Source organism: Pseudomonas sp. FW300-N1A1, from assembly GCF_058789115.1.
In genome coordinates this window covers 14695-32386 of sequence record NZ_JBYTBK010000048.1, presented here as the reverse complement: position 1 = coordinate 32386, position 17692 = coordinate 14695, and the positions used below count along the sequence as shown (strand labels likewise).

Here is a 17692-nt window from a genome sequence, read left to right as displayed (position 1 = left end):
TTTTTGGGGCTGCTCTGCAGCCCAGCGCGAGCAAGCTCGCTCGCCACGGGGGATGTATTGAGCAACCCTATCCTTAACTGAACAGCATTGCGCCCTGCGCGGGCTTTTTGCTGCCCCGGCGAAAGTGCCGGGATGAGCCGGCACATCAAGGCGCCCTGCCGGCCGGCAAATCCATATTTTTGATACTTATTAACTATGCAGAACGTCCGAGCGAGTTCTAAATGGGCGTCGAGAGGGGTTGGCTGCAAGCACTTCACGGCGCTTGCACATGGGTTGACTCGGCAGGTAGCAATCGACGCTTGCCTGCGGTGGTGCCGACCCTCTCACCCCAAGTGAAACTCCTTTTGTTCCGCGTTCCCGCTTGGGAACGCGGTTCTTTTTCTGCCCGCTCCCCCCATCCCGACGCCCCCCATTACCGGCCAGCCTGGCGCATTTGCCATGGGCTGCACCCCGATCATCGACAATTGAGAATTATTGATTCGCGTCTGCACGCGCCTGAGCACCAGTATGCGAGGATATTCCATCACTCCGGAGCTACAGGATGTTACTGCTAACCAGGCGAATCGGTGAGTCCATCATTATCGGCGACGACATCAAGATCACCGTGTTGAGCCCGAGCAATATGCGCACGGGTGCCAGGATCGGAATCGATGCGCCAAAGGACGTAAAAGTACATCGGGAAGAAGTCTATTTGCGCGACCAGAAACGCAAAGCGACTGCCACACCGGACAACTGATCAACCCGCATCATGGCAGCCCGCTCAGCGATTTCGAATCCTGGCGTGAATCACGCCATGCATGATCAACCCCACCAGCAACCCCCAGAACGCTCCGCCAAGGCCCAGCAGCGTGACGTTGGCCGACGTGGCCAGGAAGGTAACCAGCGCGGTTTCCCGCCCTCGTACATCCGTCACGGCGGTCGCCAGGCTGCCGCCAATCGCGCCCAGCAAGGCCAGGCCGGCCAGGGTGGTGATGAATGTGGCGGGCAGCACCACGAACAAGGTGGCCAAGGTGGTACCGAACACGCCGACGAGCACATAGAACACGCCACAGGCGAGTCCGGCGATGTAGCGCTTGCCGGGCTCTTCGTGGGACTCAGGTCCCGTGCAAATGGCGGCGGTGATCGCCGCCACATTGAACGCATGGGAACCGAAGGGTGCCATCAGCAGCGAGCCCAGCCCCGTCACGGTGATAATCGGATTGGCGCTGGTTGTGAAACCGTCATTGCGCAGGACCAGCATGCCGGGCATGTACTGCCCGGTCAGGGTGATCACAAACAAGGGCAAGGCGACGCTGAGCAGCCCATTGAGTGAGAACTCGGGTGTCGTCCAGACCGGCGTGGCCAGGCTGAGCTCGACACTGTCGAAACTGACCTGTCCCAGGCCGAGTAACAGCGCAACACCGATCACCAGGACGCCCACAATACTGTAGCGGGCAGTGAACCGGCGGATAAGTGCATAGCTGAAAATCAGTACCCCGACCAGCAGCGGATCAACACTCGCGCCACCGAACGCTCCCATGCCGAATCGCAACAGGATGCCTGCCAGCAGGCCGGCCGCAATCCCCGGCGGGATCATCTTCACCACGCGCTCGAAATAGCCCGACATCCCCAGGATCACGAAGCCGATGGCTGACAACACATAAGCGCCAATGACTTCGGCGTAAGGCGTATTGGGCAGTACCGTGATCAGGAAAGCCGCGCCCGGCGTCGACCAGGCAGTGATGATCGGTTCCCGGTAGCGGTAGCTCAACCAGGCCCCCGTCAGGCCAACCCCTACGGACACCGACCAGATCCACGAAGCGGTTTGTTCGGGACTCAGCCCGGCCGCCTTTGCCCCCTGAAACACGAGAATGAAAGTGCCGCCGTAGTTGACGATGACGGACACCAGCGCCGCCACCACCGGATGGAACAGATCGGTTGATTTGAGGGGTATGACCGTCGCCGTGCTTTTCATCCGTGAAGTACCTTCCTGAGTGCGCATGCTCGGGCTGGGATCCGATCAGGATCTGCGCCAGACGCCCGGTCCAGAACCTGCGCGGTTAACAATGAAGCCAGTATTGGCGCAAAATGGACTGGTTGAAATATCCACTTTCCACAGTTAACTTAGACCACTTGTTTCAGCGGATACGGATGTCCTGCTCTTATGAAAAAACGCGCCACGGCTTACCCGGTCTGGAACGCCTTTCTCCCCTCCCCTGACAGCCCGCTGTCCCTGCGCGAACAACTGGTGCGTTTCTTTCGCAAAGGCGTGACCCATAACACCCTCAAGCCCGGCATTCGGCTGCCCGCATCCCGCACGCTGGCACAGGAGCTGGGAGTTTCGCGGATGACCGTGACCGGCGTTTATGAACAACTGCTGGCCGAGGGGTTCTTCGAAGCGCGCCAAGGGGCCGGGACCTACGTGGCCAGCCGGATCGGGATCAGGCCCCCAGCGCCCTCCACGCCTGCACGACCGGTTCTGGCTGGCTCCCTGCGCTCGCGCCAGCTGGTAGGGCTCGACTCCATGTCACTGGCCCATCCCGCCTGGCCGCTGACGCCTGGCCTCCCTGCACTGGATGCCTTCCCCTATGCGCTTTGGGGCAGGCTTGAAGGGCGGTTCTGGCGGGGACGGCTGGCCTGCGCCGCCTCCTATGGCGATCCCCAGGGCCTGCTGTCCTTGCGCGAAGCCCTGGCAGAATACCTGGGCGTCGCCCGCGGCATCACCTGTCATCCCGACAACATCATCGTCGCCCCCGGTGCTCAAGCAGCCGTCCTGATTGCCGCGCTCGCACTCACGGACAGAGGTGATCGCGCCTGGGTCGAAAGCCCGGGATACGATGCCACTTACCGCAGCCTGGTATTGGCCGGACTGAACACCGTTGGCGTGCCGGTCGATGCCGAAGGCCTGGAAGTGCAGGCCGGGCGCCGACTCGCACCCGACGCCAGGCTGGCACTGGTATCACCCTCACACCAATACCCGACCGGTGTCACCATGAGCCTGGCCAGGCGCATGGCCCTTCTGCAATGGGCTGACGAGGCGAATGCCGTGATCCTCGAAGATGATTACGACAGTGAATTTCGTTATGAATGTGCCCCCACCACGGCGCTCAAGGCGCTGGATGGCGACAATGGTCGAGTCGTCTACGTCGGTACGCTTAGCAAGTTGCTCATGCCCGGCCTACGCCTGGGTTTCCTGGTCGCGCCCGATCATCTGGTGGATGTGTTGCAACGCGTACGCAACGGCAGTGGCCACCGCGTACCGAAGTCAGTGCAAGCCACCGCTGCCGACTTTATCGGCAATGGTCATTTAGGCCCCCATATCCGCCGCGCCAAGTCGCTCTACACAGAACGCCGTGCGGCCCTGCTGTCAGCCATCGCGAGCGAAGCCGACGGACTGCTTTCGGTCTCGACAGCCGCCACCGGGCTGCATCTTCTCGCCGACCTGCCGCCGGGTTGTGACGATCAGGCACTGACCGCCGCCGCCCGGGCACGAGAGATTGGTGCCGGCCCATTGTCGGGATTGTTCGTGGCGCCCCACACCAAAGTCCGCCATGGCCTGTTGATGGGCTTTGGCAACACACCGGCAACGTCCATGCGCGGAGCCGTCCAGACACTGTGCGCGCTGATTGAAGAGCAAATGCGCACGTGATATCCGCCAGGAGACAGAGCCGTTGACTTAGGCTGTTTGGCGACACGGCAGTGGAAGTCTCAGTGAAGCATCGGGATTCACTGTGCAGGAGCGGAAACCGTATTCAACACAAGGTGAACAGCCCTTGGGCTGACACCTGTCGACCGCGATTGGTCAGGATGGATCGATCGGCCAATGGCGCTCAAGGACAGAACGCACATGCGGATGAAGGTCGATGCACTCCAGGGATGCATGAAAACCGGGTCGCGATATCTTCAAATACTCGCGAGCTTGCGCCCATCGACTGACGACCGCGGCCAGCATCTCAAGGGCTCCAGGGTCATCACGACACCAGACGGCTTTGCCACTGAACTGGTCGCTGAACGTATCCCAGTTTTTGTACAGCTGTGACCGAGCGCCCTCCCGAAGACACTGCATCGATCGCTCGTCACGCTCGCTCAGCCAACGCTCCGGGTAGTCGATGATGCCGATCGGTACATAGCAATTGGTTGCGATGTAAACCAGTCCCCGGAGTGCTTGTGCCTTGAGTACGTCGTTCTGAGGCAGCAGACCGGAGGCCGGAAACCCGAGCCCCAGATGGATCAGTATGGCAACGCTTTCGGTGATCACACTTCCATCAGGCAACACCAGGGTGGGCACCTGCATCAGCGGATTGACACGCTTGAGCGCTTCGCGAGCGACGCCCGGCTCCCACGAACACGCCTGCACCAGGCTGTACGGTACATTGCAGCGTTCGAGCGCCATCTCGATGACAGCGGAACCGGAGCCTGTCGCTCCAAAAAGCCTGTACATGGACTGTGACCCATCGGGGGCTGAAGACCGGATATTAAACGCGTCAGGAAAAAGCGTCGATTGTCCGCGACCGAATCGCCGCGGACTCTCTAGCCCCCCGCGTCACTCACTGCCTGTACGCGACCACCTATCGCCCATGGTGCCCGCCGCGCTGGCGACTGTCAGTGACACCGCACACGCAAGCAACGCAAGCGCCGCGAAAGCGCCCATCACATGCAAGTAAGGCAGAGCGTGATTCCAGGCTCGAGCCACGCCCAGGAAAGAGGCGAATAACCAACTGCTCATGGACAGCGCGCCCAAGATCGCAAGCCGAGTGCGCCCGGAGGCGTGCAACAAGACAAACGCACCCTTTTGCAGGAGCGGGAAACCGATCCGATGCAGCAGTGCGCCGTTCAGGGTAAGCAGCGCGACAACGGTCACTTTGGCCCAGAGCTTCTGATTGAGCAGATACGCATCGCCTTCAGCGACATAGCCCTGGAGCACCAGCAGCAGACCACTTCCCCAAAGCGCCCACAGTGCCAGGGTGACAATCTTCTGGGTGTCTTCGATGTACTGACGCTGCATGAGATCCAGCGCTTCCTTGCGCCAGCTCCAAAGCTTGTGATCGGCCTGCAATACCCGACCCAGGGCTATGCACGTGGCGAGCAGGTGACCGTATACGAGTAGCATTTTCAGCATTGCCTTGACCTTATTGTTATGTGGGCAATGCTCTCCTTGCGACCCTTGATTATGAAACTTAATGATACATATTTACATTTGTACCCGCAAATTTCAAAACGAATCGTACTGTCGAGACTTCATGCTGAAAAAGCTCAAGCTTGACCAGGCAGCCACACACGGCATCCCGATGACCGTCAGATCAAGTCCGGGTCTTCTATCGCGTGACAATGTTTGGATTGCGCTGGTCTGCCGTTCTAGGTGACCAGCTGGAAGGAGAGCTCCCCTCGCCAACTGCGTCAGGGACGAGCTGATTGGGCGGCAGCCAGCGAGGATCGCAATTTGCCACTAGCCCGTTTGACGAGTGTGTCTCGTCTGTAAAAAAATCAAACCACTACCAGCCTGTTAATGGACGCTCATCGACACCACTGCGATTCACAGGGCACCCCATCGTCGTCTCCGTCCATTTCCATTCCCGGGCAGTTCTGCAAAAAGCTCATGGCCTCCGCACAAGAGGTCATCTGTGAACAGCGCTTGCGGCCATCACATTTGACGGGAACCGAAACCGAAATCGAAATGAGCTTTGGCGCAGTCATCGCCTGGGAGGCGGCCTGTTGACTGGATAGCCTGGCCTGCGTCCATGACTGTACTTCAGGGGAGAACTTCCAGGCCAACACACCCACGACCAGCACTAACAAAATCAGTTTCATTTGATTCATCCGTGATGAGGGACTGTTTGCATACTTACGCGGCCCGCTTCCCAGCTCAATCTCTTCCAGGTGGGTCATTGCGGATCCAGATAGTGACCACACCCAAGGAAATTAAAAAAAGGCCCGCTATTACAAATACTGTTATAGCCATGCTTCACCCGCACTGACGAATGAAACTCCATCCGGAGGAAAGAAACGTTCTACTTATCGTAATCCTGCATCTTCGACAGCGGAGGAGGATCGACTTGCTCCCGATAACCTTCGTCATTAAGCATCCGGGGACTGGTCTACGCTGAATACACTCAGTGTGCAGCCCCGATCGGGTGACGAGCCACGCAATGGTTCTGCCGGTCTGGAATACGCAAAGCCCTAAAACCAAGCTGGCGTGGCTGTGGGCATGGCATACGTAGAACTCCGCAGGATGTCGCCCAAATGAATGTCCTCGAATTCGTGATCGAGATGATTACCAAGTTTGCCGACTTGGTAAACGCGCTTGACCGACTTGCGCCTTATAAACCCGAAGGCCATTGGATGCATCGACATCGGAGAACGATCAAGATCGTGTCCAACATTGCTGCAACTCTGCTCCTGATCATTCTAGGGTTGTTTGTTTTCGCACTGGCGACCGATGGAGCAAAGGCTGGCTGATCTGGCACGGCTGGGGGTTGTAGGAGGCATCATGAAACTGACGAAACTGCATCACAACGTGTAGATACGTGAAAGCATGGCGCGGGCCTTTCGGAATGAACATCTGGCCGCGCCGAAGAGAGGTCTGGATGACGAGCACTCCACAGCATCAGCGACATTGACGCGATCAGTTACTTCGGCTGAGCTGCACATTCTGGCTCGTGCATTCGGTGGTGCTGACAGTCCCCATGAAAGCGTTCATCTTCACGGCGCACTTTTCAATGTTCAGGCCGTTACGCCCATCACTCGAGATGTTGGTGACATAGGGGCCTGCGGTTGTGCAGCCGGCCAAGACAGCGAGCAGGCCCAGGGTAATGATAGTGGGTTTCATATGAGTCCTTTCTAACAGCGGCCTGAGCCAATGAGTTTGCCGAAACCAGTATTGAGGTTTAGCCAAAAGCGTAGACCAACCCGAGTGAACCACCACCCCCCACAGTTACATCCGGTCACGGAGGGCGGCGTCAGCTCAGGCCGAGAAAAACTTAACGTCATCAATAGCCCCTCTCGCTGAGCGGGAGGCCGAACGTTTGGCAGCGGCCAATGCAACACTCGTCGACTAACCACAGCCATCACCTTCAAATCCTGCATACCCGCTACTGCATGACCTTTTCAAACGACAGAAACGACGAAGGCCCCATAAGGGCCTTCTTCATTGCAACAGCGTTTCAGAATGCGGTGACGCGAAGTTCAACGCGACGGTTCGGAGACAGGCATTGAATCAGGGCAGGCTGAGACATTGCCTCTTCGCAAGCCATGATCGGGTATTCGGCGCCGACGCCCTGAGCCCGGATGACGCGGGGCTGCACACCCTGAGCAATCAGGAAGTCGCTAACGGCGCGCGCACGTTGTTGCGACAGAACCAGGTTTGCTTGCGGGGTGCCGATTCGGTCGGTGTGCCCGATCACTTCGACTTTATCAACGGTCTTGCTTTCCAATTGGCGGGTAAAGCGTTCAAGGCTGCTGCGCGCCTCAGGCTTCAACGTGTCGCGACCGAAATCAAACGCGGTGTCACTTTGCAACGTAACGTTGGTGAACTGACGCTTTTGCACGACAGGAGCGGTAGCGCCCTCCTCGGCGTTGATGTTGAGCACCTGGGCGCAGGATTGCGGCAAGAACAGATACGACTGCGCGACTTTATGGTCGTCGAACATCACCTTGTACTGGCAGACCATCGGCTCGGTGGTGCCTGGCTGTGGAAATTTGAAAATGTAGTCCCACTCGCGAACGTTGAACATGGCTTCGGAGAAGTGCGGCAAACCAATCAATTCATAGAGCTGCGGCTTGGTCAGGCCCGGCACGACCTTGCGCAAATTCTCCACGTTCACATAACTGCCTTCGGTACGGCTGGCATCCTTCAGCACCGGGAACACCGGGGCGCTGGACTTGCCATTGCTATCAACATGACTTGGGTTGGTACCACAAGCTGTCAACGTCGCGGCCACAAAACCGCACAGAAGCAGGCTCAGCATAAATTTATTGAGCTTTTGCATAAAATTCTCAAAACGATAAAAAGAGAGAGAAGCCCGGCTTACGCCAGGCTCTGGATCAAAGTGAAAGGATTACCACTGATAGCCCACGCCAACCGATGCGCCGAAGTCGCGCTGGGTGTTGGTAGTGGCTTGCAGCTTGGTGACCCACCGGCCGTTATCGGAGATCCGCGACACGCCCAACGCCATCGCCGATTGACCGCGATAGGTGCCCATGGAGCCGGAGGTCATACTTGCACCCGCGGTATAGGGTTGAGGCAGCGCGGCCATGGCCATTGCACCGGCGACACCTGCACTCAAGTCGTCATCCAACTCTTTGATATCTTTGTGCAACGAGTTGTAGACCGAATTGGTGTAGGCATTGGCTTTGTTGGTCACGTCCGACAGACCGCTGTTCAATTGGCCAACGTTGACTGCGTCCGTCGGAGCCGTACCGGCCGCTACATTGGTGATCTGCCGCTCATGGCCTGCTGCGCCTACCGAAACACTGTTGCCACGATCAGCAACCGAGTTGGCACCCAGTGCCACCGAATTGTCCGCCTTGGCGTTGGAACCATTGCCCATGGCCGTCGAGTTGTTACCCGCCGCGATCGCTTTGCTGCCGACGGCCGAGCTGTTCTTGCCGGAAGCTTTGGCGCCCGCGCCGCCGGCCATCGAGTCGTCGCCTGTCGCTGACGGTTTCGCCAGCTTGCTGGTGTTGTTGACTTGGAACATGCCGTCGGTGCCGTTTTGCAGGTTAGTGACATTGGTCACCGCCTGGGTTACACGGTTATCGACGTTGGTAACCCGCGCTTCCTGATTCGCAACGGAGGTGTTGATCGTGCTGATGGAGTCATCCGTGTATTTCTTCGACTCGGCCACAGCGCCATCCAGCTGACGCAGGTTGACCGCATCGGTGGCTTGCTTGCCGTCCGCGACATTGCTGAGGCTGCGGCTTTCGCCCGTTGCCGCATTGCCAATGGATACCGTTCCAGATGTCGAGTTACTGGCACTGGAGTACTTGCCGGTGTAGGTTTCAGCACCGCGGCCGCCATCACTGGCACCTGCGCCCAATGCAACACTGCCGTCAGCCGAAGACGCCGCACCATTGCCCATGGCAACAGAACCATTACCCGACGCATTCGCACCATTACCCGAAGCCACCGAGCCATCACCCGACGCGACAGCATTCGGCCCCATGGCAATCGACTCGGCGCCACTGGCCGTTGAGTCAGCACCTGACGAATTGGCGCGGAAATACTTGATGCCGCCACCGTTCGTGATGCTGTTGATGTTGCCTTCGATATTGGTCACCCGATTATCGATGCCGGTGACTTGCTGACCCAAGGCATACACCTGCGAACCATTGACCGCATCCGTGGAATTAGCGCTCAGATCCCCCGCACCGACGTTGGTGATCTTGTTGACCGTGGTACCGCCATGGCTCGCACTGAAGGCACCCAGGCTGGAATCCCACTGCAGCGCGTCGTTGGTGAGCTTATTGATGTTGGTGGTGTTGTTGGTCACCTGGGTATTGGTTTGATTGAGCTGCGACATGTTCACCGCGTCGCTGTCATCTACACCCTCCGCCACGTTGGTGATTTTGGTGCCACCGGTGTGGGTACTGTTGTCGTAGGTACTGCCACCCAGGGTAATGGTGTTGTGGGTACTGTCGTCGTACTTGACGACATCGGCCACAGAGGCAGCGGCGCCTGCAGCAACTGCTTTCAATTGCTCGACGTTAACCGCATCCGCATCGTCTGCACCGGCCGACAGGCCAGTGATACGACGATCACCGATGTTGACTTCGCCTGTTGCGGTGCCGCCGACCGAATAAGCCTGGTGATCCAGGGTGCTGCCGTCTGCAACCGAGCCTGCGCCCAATGCCACGCTACCGTCAGCGCTTGAGACTGCGCCCATGCCGATCGCTACCGAATCCTGACCCGAAGCAACCGAATCAGCGCCGGTGGAGTTGGCGTGGAAATACTTGGTGCCGGTCTCGTAGATGTTGGTCAGCGCGCTTCCCAGGGTGGTGACATTGTTGTTGGTGGTATTGAGCTGCGACATGTTCACCGCGTCGCTGTCATCTACACCCTCCGCCACGTTGGTGATTTTGGTGCCACCAGTGTGGGTACTGTTGTCGTAGGTACTGCCACCCAGGGTAATGGTGTTGTGGGTACTGTCGTCGTACTTGACGACATCGGCCACAGAGGCAGCGGCGCCTGCAGCAACTGCTTTCAATTGCTCGACGTTAACCGCATCCGCATCGTCTGCACCGGCCGACAGGCCTGTGATACGACGATCACCGATGTTGACTTCGCCTGTTGCGGTGCCGCCGACCGAATAAGCCTGGTGATCCAGGGTGCTGCCGTCCGCAACCGAGCCTGCGCCCAATGCCACGCTACCGTCAGCGCTTGAGACTGCGCCCATGCCGATGGCCACTGAATCCTGACCCGAAGCAACCGAATCGGTGCCGGTGGAGTTGGCGTGGAAATACTTGGTGCCGGTCTCGTAGATGTTGGTCAGCGCGTTACCCAGGTTGGTGATCGTGTTGTTGGTGGAGAACAACTGCGAACCGTTCACCGCGTCAGTGCTCGAAGCAGACAGGTCACCCGCGGCTACGTTAGTGATCTTGTTCGGGCCAGTACCACCGTGGCTAGCGTTGTAGGCACCGTTGCCGCCGTCAGCCGCTGGATCCCACTGCAGTGCATCGTCCATCAATCCATTGATGTTCTTGGTGTTGGTGGTGATGTCTGTGGTGTTGAGGGTTACCTGTTTGTTGGTGGCGTTCAGTTGTGAACCGTTCACCGCATCGGTGCTGGTGTCGCTTAAACGGCCTGCAGCCACGTTAGTGACGGTACGCTCGGCGCCTACATCGCCCACGCTTACCGTACCCACCGGCGCCTGGCCAGCAAAGGTGTAGTCATTACCACCGATGGTTGTACCGCTGGTGCCCGCGATTACCTGAGTTTTCGCGCCGTCACCCAGGGCGACGCTGCGGTTCTCATTCGCCACTGCGCCCATACCTATCGCAATCGCATCGGTACCGGTCGCAGACGAGTCCGTACCCGTAGAGTTGGCGTGGAAGTACTTGGTGCCCTGGTTGTAGATGTTATTAACGTTATCGCCCAGGCTGGTGATGCTGTTGTTGGTTTCGGTCAACTGAGAGTAGTTCACCGCATCACTTGGAGCCTTGCCATCCGCCACGTTGGTGATGCTGGTGCCACCGACGTGAGTGCTGTTGTCGTAGGTACTGCCACCCAGGGTAATGGTGTTGTGGGTACTGTCGTCGTACTTGACCGCATCTGCGTCGACCGCAGAGATTGCCTGATTGGTCGCGTATAGCTGGCTGCCATTGATGGCGTCGGTACTGGTGGTACTGACCTGACCAGCCGCTACGTTGATGATCTGGCGCTCGCCGTTGACAGAGCCCACGCTCACTACGCCTGACGGCGACCCGCCTGCGTAATTGTAGGTAGTGCCATTGATGACGCCCGTGGGCGTAGCCACCATTGCTCTGTCGGTGCTGTTGTTGCCTAGCACCACACTGTTGCCCTGCGTGGTCGTGACGTTATTGCCAACCACAAATGTGTTGTCATTCGAGATCGTGTTGCCGTTACCCAGACTGTAGCTATTGTTGCCGGACACTCCGTCAAAATTGAAGGTGCGTCCGGTACCGATGGCTCCGGAGTTACTGCCTGTCACCACGTTCTGGGCGCCGATGCTGATGCTGGTCGTACCCTCGGCACGAGTAGCAGTGCCCAACGCGATGGCGCTCACTCCGGAAGCTTTTGCCCTGTCTCCTATCGCCGTGGCACCCGAATCGCTCGCTATCGCCAGATTACCGATACCCGTGCTGTTGTAGGCCGATGCGGTGGTCCAAGTACCTAATGCGACCGCGTTCTCACCCGAAGCAACCGGAGCATTACCGATACCAACAGCACTGTAGCCGGTGGCCTTGGTACCTGAACCAATGGAGACGGTATAACTTTTGGAAGCAACAGCCGAGAAACCCAAGGCCAAAGACTTCACGATACTTGTGTCACCACTGACTCCCGAAACTGCGCCTTGACCAAGCGCCATACTTTGCGACCCGTAGGCAGTCGAGCCATTACCGAGTGCGATGGCGTTATACAATAGTGCCGAAGAGTTGTAACCGATGGCTATCGCGCCGCCTATGTGCCCATCAGCATCGATAGCGCCATTAGCGTTCGCAGTAGTACCGAGCGCCAAGTCATTGACCTGCGATGCGCTTGCTCCATCGCCGCATGCGAGAGCCTTGTCCCCAGAAGCCAAGGGCGCGGTCACCCACACTCCATTTACCAAACAGGTATTGCCCGCATAAGCAACGTTTATGGAACCGGCTCCAAACAAGAATGCCGCAGCGGCGAGCTTAGTTACCGAGTTCATCTTTTTGCGGCCGCCAGTCGCAACGCTCCCTATAAACAGCCCCACGCCCAACGCGGCGGCAGCGGTCGCGTCGCGGGGGGCGCCTAAACTATTGGATTTGGTTTTGGCAGTTGCAAGCTCGGAAGCAACACCCCAAGTATTGAGCGCCGCATTCCAAACCAACCTGAATATTTTGTTCATTACACTACATTTCCTGCTGAGGGGGGCTAGGGCCCACAGATGAACTACCCGAGGCCGTGCGGCGACTGTAGATAGGTTCATTTGTATTTAATGTAGGAAAATTCCCAGCGCTCTTTCCTCGCAAGCACATTTCGACACACTGCTGACCTACGCCCTCTCTGTAGGAAATTTCCTACAACCAATTGGCTTTCGCCCTACATTCCAAGCGCTCCATTTTGCAAAATATTCGGACGTCAACGTTAAGTTTTCGTTTGAGTTAACGCCACACAGGAGTTGACAACTTTAACGAAGGCTTGGCTTACAACGATCACTGGCTTAGTACTCAGGCTCGCTTAACCATTCATGCCTGCCCAAGCGACATCACCGAAAGCTTTATAAGTGGTTAAAACAAGGACGTACCATGAGCGACACAAACAATCACACGCTATTCAAGAGAGTTTTTCAAACGAAGAACCGGTAGAAAACGACATCCAGTATCCAGCAACATGATTGATCGGCAATCATCAGCTCGCTACCACCTGCTGCGAACCATCGACGTCAATCAGCCTGACTATGGCTCATAATGTGTAAACCACGTCTCCGCACATGTGTAAATCATGTGTCCGGTCCGTACAGTTCTGTACAAAATCCCTTGAAATGTATGAGCATGTAAAATTGCCGCCATCAGAGGCAGGAAGCCCTGATGGCAAAGCCACACGAACTCAGCGAAAGCCACGGCGTTGTAACCGGGGTAATCGTCGGCCATCAGATACCCGCGATAACTTTCCAGTAGGCGCGAAGGTATCTCCTGTGCATGGTTGGTTGAGTAGTTGAACAGAATCACCGGCTTGTCAGGCGACCCGCCGGTTCGTTTAAGCCATGTAGAGGCTCAGCATGTCAGCCAATTGCTCCATCTCCTGCTGCAACTCATCCACCGCCTCAGCCAATTGAGAGGTGTCGCGGCCACTGCAGACCGCTTCAAGACGTTCGCAGCATTGGATCAATCGCTGAGCCCTGATGATACGCGCGCCACCCTTCACTCGATGAGCCAAGTCAGACAATGCATTCAGGTCGTTCTTGGTAAACAACTTAATCAACCGCGCCATATCTTCTTCGTTCGCGGTGGACAGATCATCAATCAGGCTCTTGATCGACGCTTTGTCTCCCCGAGTCAGTTGCTCAACGCTGGTAAGGTCAATCTTATTGCTGCTCTGCACTGAAGTCTTCACCTCACTACGCACCACGGGCGCTACGGCATCCAGGCATGCCTTCAACTCCTCCAGCCCGATGGGCTTGAACAGGCAATCGTCCATGCCTGCCGTGATGCAACGGATCCGCTCTTCCTGTTGGGCGTTTGCGGTAAACCCCAGAATCAAACACGGTGCGAGGCCTTTGGTGCGCTCTTCTTCACGAATGGCTTGAGCCAATTGATAGCCGTTCATCACCGGCATGTTGCAGTCAGTGATCACCACATCGAACCATTGACTGCGCCAGGCTTGCAGACCACGCTCGCCGTCTTCGGCATCACTCACCCGGTGCCCGAGGTGGCTTAGTTGCTGAGACACCAGAAGACGATTGGCGGGATAGTCGTCAATAACCAACACATTCAGCACATGGTGCTGTGGGGCAATTTCGAGCGGCATCATCCCGGGCAGTTCAACCAATGGTTCCAGCGTCGGCAAACTCATGTGTACTTCAACCTTTGTACCCTTGCCGAAAACGCTGCTCATGAGCAAACGCCCGCCCATCATTTCGCACAGCGTCCGACTGATCACCAACCCCAACCCTGAACCACTACGCCCAGACTGGGTGTTATTACTCGCTTGGGTAAACGGGCTGAACAAGCTCTGCTGATCTTCATCCGAAATGCCAATACCGGTGTCTTCAATGACAAGGGCGACGGTCATGAACTGCGATTTTTTGGCGGGGCATGCCTGCATGCTCAATCGCACCTGGCCGTCTTGGGTGAACTTGATCGCATTACTCAGCAGGTTGGAAACAATCTGTTTGAAGCGTAGAGGGTCAATGAGCACATCACTCTGCATTTGGAAGTCCAGATCCAGTATCAGGCTCAGACGTTTTTGCCGGGCGACACCTTCGAACACCCGCAATACCGACTCCAGAAGCTCACGCAAGTTGGCTCTCTCTGGCGACAGAGACAAACGCCCGGACTCGATTCGGGCAATGTCCAGAATATCGCCGATCAGATCCAGCAGGCCACGAGCAGCGCCAGACGCTACCTCAATCGCAAACCGGTCCGTCACGCCTTGATCAGCCTTTTTCATCGCAAGCTCAAGCATGCCGATGATTGCATTCATGGGCGTGCGAATTTCATGGCTCATGGTGGCCAAAAATAGACTTTTAGCACGATTGGCATCATCGGCACGCTCCTTGGCCTCGTCGGCAACTGCCTTCGCCTCACGCAATTGCCCAACAAGTGCCTGGCGCTCGCTGATGTCAATCCATCCTGCAATCACACCGCCCACTTCGCCATGACTGTCGCGATACGGCAGCATCCAGTGATAAATCTCCAGTTTGCGGCCATCCTGCATCGTTATTTCACGGTCTCGAACCATAGGCGAACCCATGCTGATGATCCGCTGAAACTCCTCCTCGTAACTCCTCGCGTCCTCGGGGTAGAGCAACTTCACTGTTGCCTTGCCAATCACCGCCTCGCGCTCTACCCCAAAGGCGTTGAGGTAACTGGAGTTGCAAATCAGCAAAACCCCATTCCGGTCCCGGACATAAATCGGATGGGGTGTACCATCAATCAAGACCCGCATAAATTCCAGTTGCTCGTTGAGTGCACGCTCAGCCTCATCGCGCCTACGCAACGCCATCTTCATATAGGCAACCCATACCAGCGCCAGCACCAACAGCACCAGAACCCCACAAATAGCCTGGATGAAGAGCGTTCTGTTACGCGTCCAATAGCTGTCTTCGATCATCACGTCGTTACGCCAGCGATTCGTGACCTCATCCATTTCCTCGGGCGGGATGCTCAACAGTGCCTTGTCGAGAATGGAATGGAGCTCCAACGCCCCACGACTTGTCGCGAAGGCCATGCGCGCGAGGTCATTACCGATGGTGCTGACGACTCGCAACTGTCCGTCAAAGCGATGATTGACCGTGTAATTGCTGACGATCAGCGGACCCACCATTGCGTCAGCGCCCCCGTGTACGACCATACGCATAGCGTGTTCTGAGTCGTCAGCATCCACTAGTTGGATTTTTGGAGCGTTGCTCGTCAGCCATTCGCGCATGTCGTTATTACGAGTCAGCGCCAAGCGCTTACCCGCCAGTTTTTCCAGCGTAAAAGAGATGTCGGCATTCGCTTTGGCTATCAGCACATAGGGCGAAGTCATGTAAGGTCGTGTGAAATGCAGCACACGCTGACGCTCTGAACTCGGCGTGAGCGTTGCTATGAATTCAGAATCATTGTTGCCAACATTCTCTACCATCGCAGGAACCGACGGCATTACCCGAATATCGAACTTCAACCCGGTGCGAAGCGATACTTTGCTCAACACATCATTGGCAATACCTACAAACTCGCCATTTTTGTTAAAGAATGACAAAGGCGGATAACCATCCACTACATTGACCCGTACACTCGGATGCTCATCCAGCCATCGCTGCTCACTGTCACTAAAATTCAGGCGTTGTTTGCCTGGCATGCTCTCCCCGCCCGCCCCCCAACGGTTCATGATTTCCATGCGAGCACTCACTGGAATCGCGTCGATGGCCGCATTGACGACACGAATCAGGGTTCGGTTTGCGTTACTCATTGCAAAACTGAAATCGCGAACCTCCATGCGGGAGAAGTCCGCCAACTCGACATTATTAATAAAGTTATTATTGATCAGATAATTGGCGCTGACAGAATCGCCGAGATAAACATCCGCTTGCCCAAACGCAACAGCACCAATGGCGCCCAGCATCGAGGGATAAACTTGCAAGGTAGCATTAGGGTAAAAAGCACGTACGGTATCAGGAGAAATGTAGTGATAAAGCATGGCAATGGTCTTGCCTTTCAGGTCAACCGGTAAATCACCGCTGTCGCCCTTGCGCGTGATCAATGTGGGTTTGTCATTGGCATAGGGATGACTGAGCACTATGTTCGGAGACTGCGTCTCGAACTCATTGGCCGTCCCGACAAAATCCACTTCTCCTTTTCTGACCGCGTCTAAAACCTCGCCGCGATTGTCATACCGGCGAATTTCAACTCTGACCCCCAAAAGGTCGGCAACCAACTGCGCATAGTCAACCGTCACCCCTTCCATCTGATCATTATTGTTCGTCATATCGAACGCAGCGTAATCAGGAGCGGAGGCACCCAATACCAATACGCCCTTGGCGCGCAACCAGCGCGAATCTCTCCCATCGAGCGTTACGTAGTAAGCACCGTTGACGCTCGATCGGCTCAACAAGCTCAGCGTGCTTGGCTCTGCCAATACTGGCGAGGTGAAATTGGCCGCAATAACAAGCACGACCACCGACAGACAGAATGAAAGGGACTTCATCATTTAGAGCAGATCATTGCGTTTGGCGAAATCTGCCAGATAAACAACCGACGTCACATTGAGTTTCTCGATCAGCCGTGCCTTGTAAGTACTGACGGTCTTGTTACTCAAGAGCATAATTTCACCAATTTCCTTATTACTGAGCCCGTTCGCCAATTGCTTAAGAATCGCCAGCTCTCTATTCGAGAGAGAACCAATCAGCTCATCATCGGTTGCGCGTCCATCGCTGCGGCGAACAGAAATGGCCTGTAGGTCTGGAAAATAGCTATAACCAGACATGATAACTTTGGCGCCCCTGACCAGCTCATCCAGACTATCGGTTTTTGAGATATAGCCAGCCGCACCGGCACTCATGCACCTCATGGAATAAAATTTCGCAGCCAAGGAGGTTAACACCAGGATTTTGGTGCGGACCCCCAAAGCTCGAATACGGCGAATAACTTCCAGACCGTCAAGTTTCGGAATAGTGATATCAAGCACAACCAAGTCAGGTTCATGCGTAATGACCAGTTGAACGGCATCGGCGCCATTATCGGTTTCCGCGACGACTTCAAAACCCTCATGCGTCAGCAGCATTTTGACTGACGAACGTATAAAAGGATGATCATCTACAACGATTACTTTTAACATGCTAGTCCCTGTTGACTCCCAAGATAACTG

General features: G+C 56.4%; 12 protein-coding genes and 1 pseudogene. 3 read left to right on the top strand and 10 right to left on the bottom strand.

Translation table 11 applies throughout. The annotated features are described in order from the left end of the window. The first annotated feature begins 541 nt into the window (after positions 1-541). Positions 542-736 (top strand): carbon storage regulator CsrA, encoded by a 195-nt coding sequence (csrA, locus tag AC3WQN_RS22905; protein WP_103401223.1) that lies wholly within the window; start codon positions 542-544, stop codon positions 734-736. Between the two features lie 24 nt (positions 737-760). On the opposite strand, the gene AC3WQN_RS22900 is transcribed toward csrA, so the two are convergent. Then, the gene (locus AC3WQN_RS22900) at positions 761-1954 is read right to left on the bottom strand and encodes a benzoate/H(+) symporter BenE family transporter (protein WP_103401222.1); all 1194 of its coding nucleotides are present in this window, start codon (positions 1952-1954) and stop codon (positions 761-763) included. Positions 1955-2143: 189 nt separating this feature from the next. Between AC3WQN_RS22900 and pdxR the strand changes: the two genes are divergently transcribed. Then, positions 2144-3628, top strand: coding sequence for a MocR-like pyridoxine biosynthesis transcription factor PdxR (gene pdxR / locus AC3WQN_RS22895; protein WP_103401221.1), 1485 nt, complete (start codon positions 2144-2146; stop codon positions 3626-3628). Between the two features lie 153 nt (positions 3629-3781). Here pdxR and AC3WQN_RS22890 read toward each other — a convergent pair whose 3' ends face one another. The 3 genes from AC3WQN_RS22890 to AC3WQN_RS22880 form a co-directional block, all read right to left on the bottom strand. Beyond that, on the bottom strand, positions 3782-4420 hold the full coding sequence (locus AC3WQN_RS22890) for a glutathione S-transferase N-terminal domain-containing protein (RefSeq protein WP_103401220.1): 639 nt from the start codon (positions 4418-4420) through the stop codon (positions 3782-3784). Positions 4421-4522: 102 nt separating this feature from the next. Continuing rightward, on the bottom strand, positions 4523-5098 hold the full coding sequence (locus AC3WQN_RS22885; RefSeq protein WP_103401219.1) for a hypothetical protein: 576 nt from the start codon (positions 5096-5098) through the stop codon (positions 4523-4525). 395 nt (positions 5099-5493) lie between these two features. After that, the gene (locus tag AC3WQN_RS22880) at positions 5494-5865 is read right to left on the bottom strand and encodes an excalibur calcium-binding domain-containing protein (protein WP_256587322.1); all 372 of its coding nucleotides are present in this window, start codon (positions 5863-5865) and stop codon (positions 5494-5496) included. Positions 5866-6219: 354 nt separating this feature from the next. On the opposite strand from AC3WQN_RS22880, the gene AC3WQN_RS22875 reads away from it, so the two are divergent. Continuing rightward, a complete protein-coding gene (locus tag AC3WQN_RS22875; RefSeq protein ID WP_103401218.1) occupies positions 6220-6435 on the top strand; it encodes a hypothetical protein in 216 nt (71 codons plus the stop codon). A gap of 166 nt (positions 6436-6601) precedes the next feature. On the opposite strand, the gene AC3WQN_RS22870 is transcribed toward AC3WQN_RS22875, so the two are convergent. The 6 genes and pseudogenes from AC3WQN_RS22870 to AC3WQN_RS22845 all read right to left on the bottom strand — a co-directional run bounded on the left by AC3WQN_RS22870 (position 6602) and on the right by AC3WQN_RS22845 (position 17662). After that, positions 6602-6805 (bottom strand): hypothetical protein, encoded by a 204-nt coding sequence (locus AC3WQN_RS22870; RefSeq protein ID WP_095079531.1) that lies wholly within the window; start codon positions 6803-6805, stop codon positions 6602-6604. A 334-nt stretch (positions 6806-7139) separates the two neighbouring features. Then, positions 7140-7943, bottom strand: coding sequence for an OmpA family protein (locus AC3WQN_RS22865; RefSeq protein ID WP_492606960.1), 804 nt, complete (start codon positions 7941-7943; stop codon positions 7140-7142). Positions 7944-8033: 90 nt separating this feature from the next. Next, positions 8034-12530, bottom strand: a complete 4497-nt coding sequence (locus AC3WQN_RS22860) for a YadA-like family protein (protein ID WP_158248612.1) — start codon at positions 12528-12530, stop codon at positions 8034-8036. Positions 12531-13239: 709 nt separating this feature from the next. Beyond that, positions 13240-13371 (bottom strand): annotated as a pseudogene (locus tag AC3WQN_RS22855) (IS66 family transposase); the annotation flags it as partial. Positions 13372-13381: 10 nt separating this feature from the next. Further along, complete coding sequence (locus tag AC3WQN_RS22850; protein ID WP_371918522.1) at positions 13382-17035, bottom strand: transporter substrate-binding domain-containing protein; 3654 nt, start codon at positions 17033-17035, stop codon at positions 13382-13384. Beyond that, positions 17036-17662, bottom strand: coding sequence for a response regulator transcription factor (locus AC3WQN_RS22845; RefSeq protein WP_103401216.1), 627 nt, complete (start codon positions 17660-17662; stop codon positions 17036-17038). Positions 17663-17692: the final 30 nt, after the last annotated feature.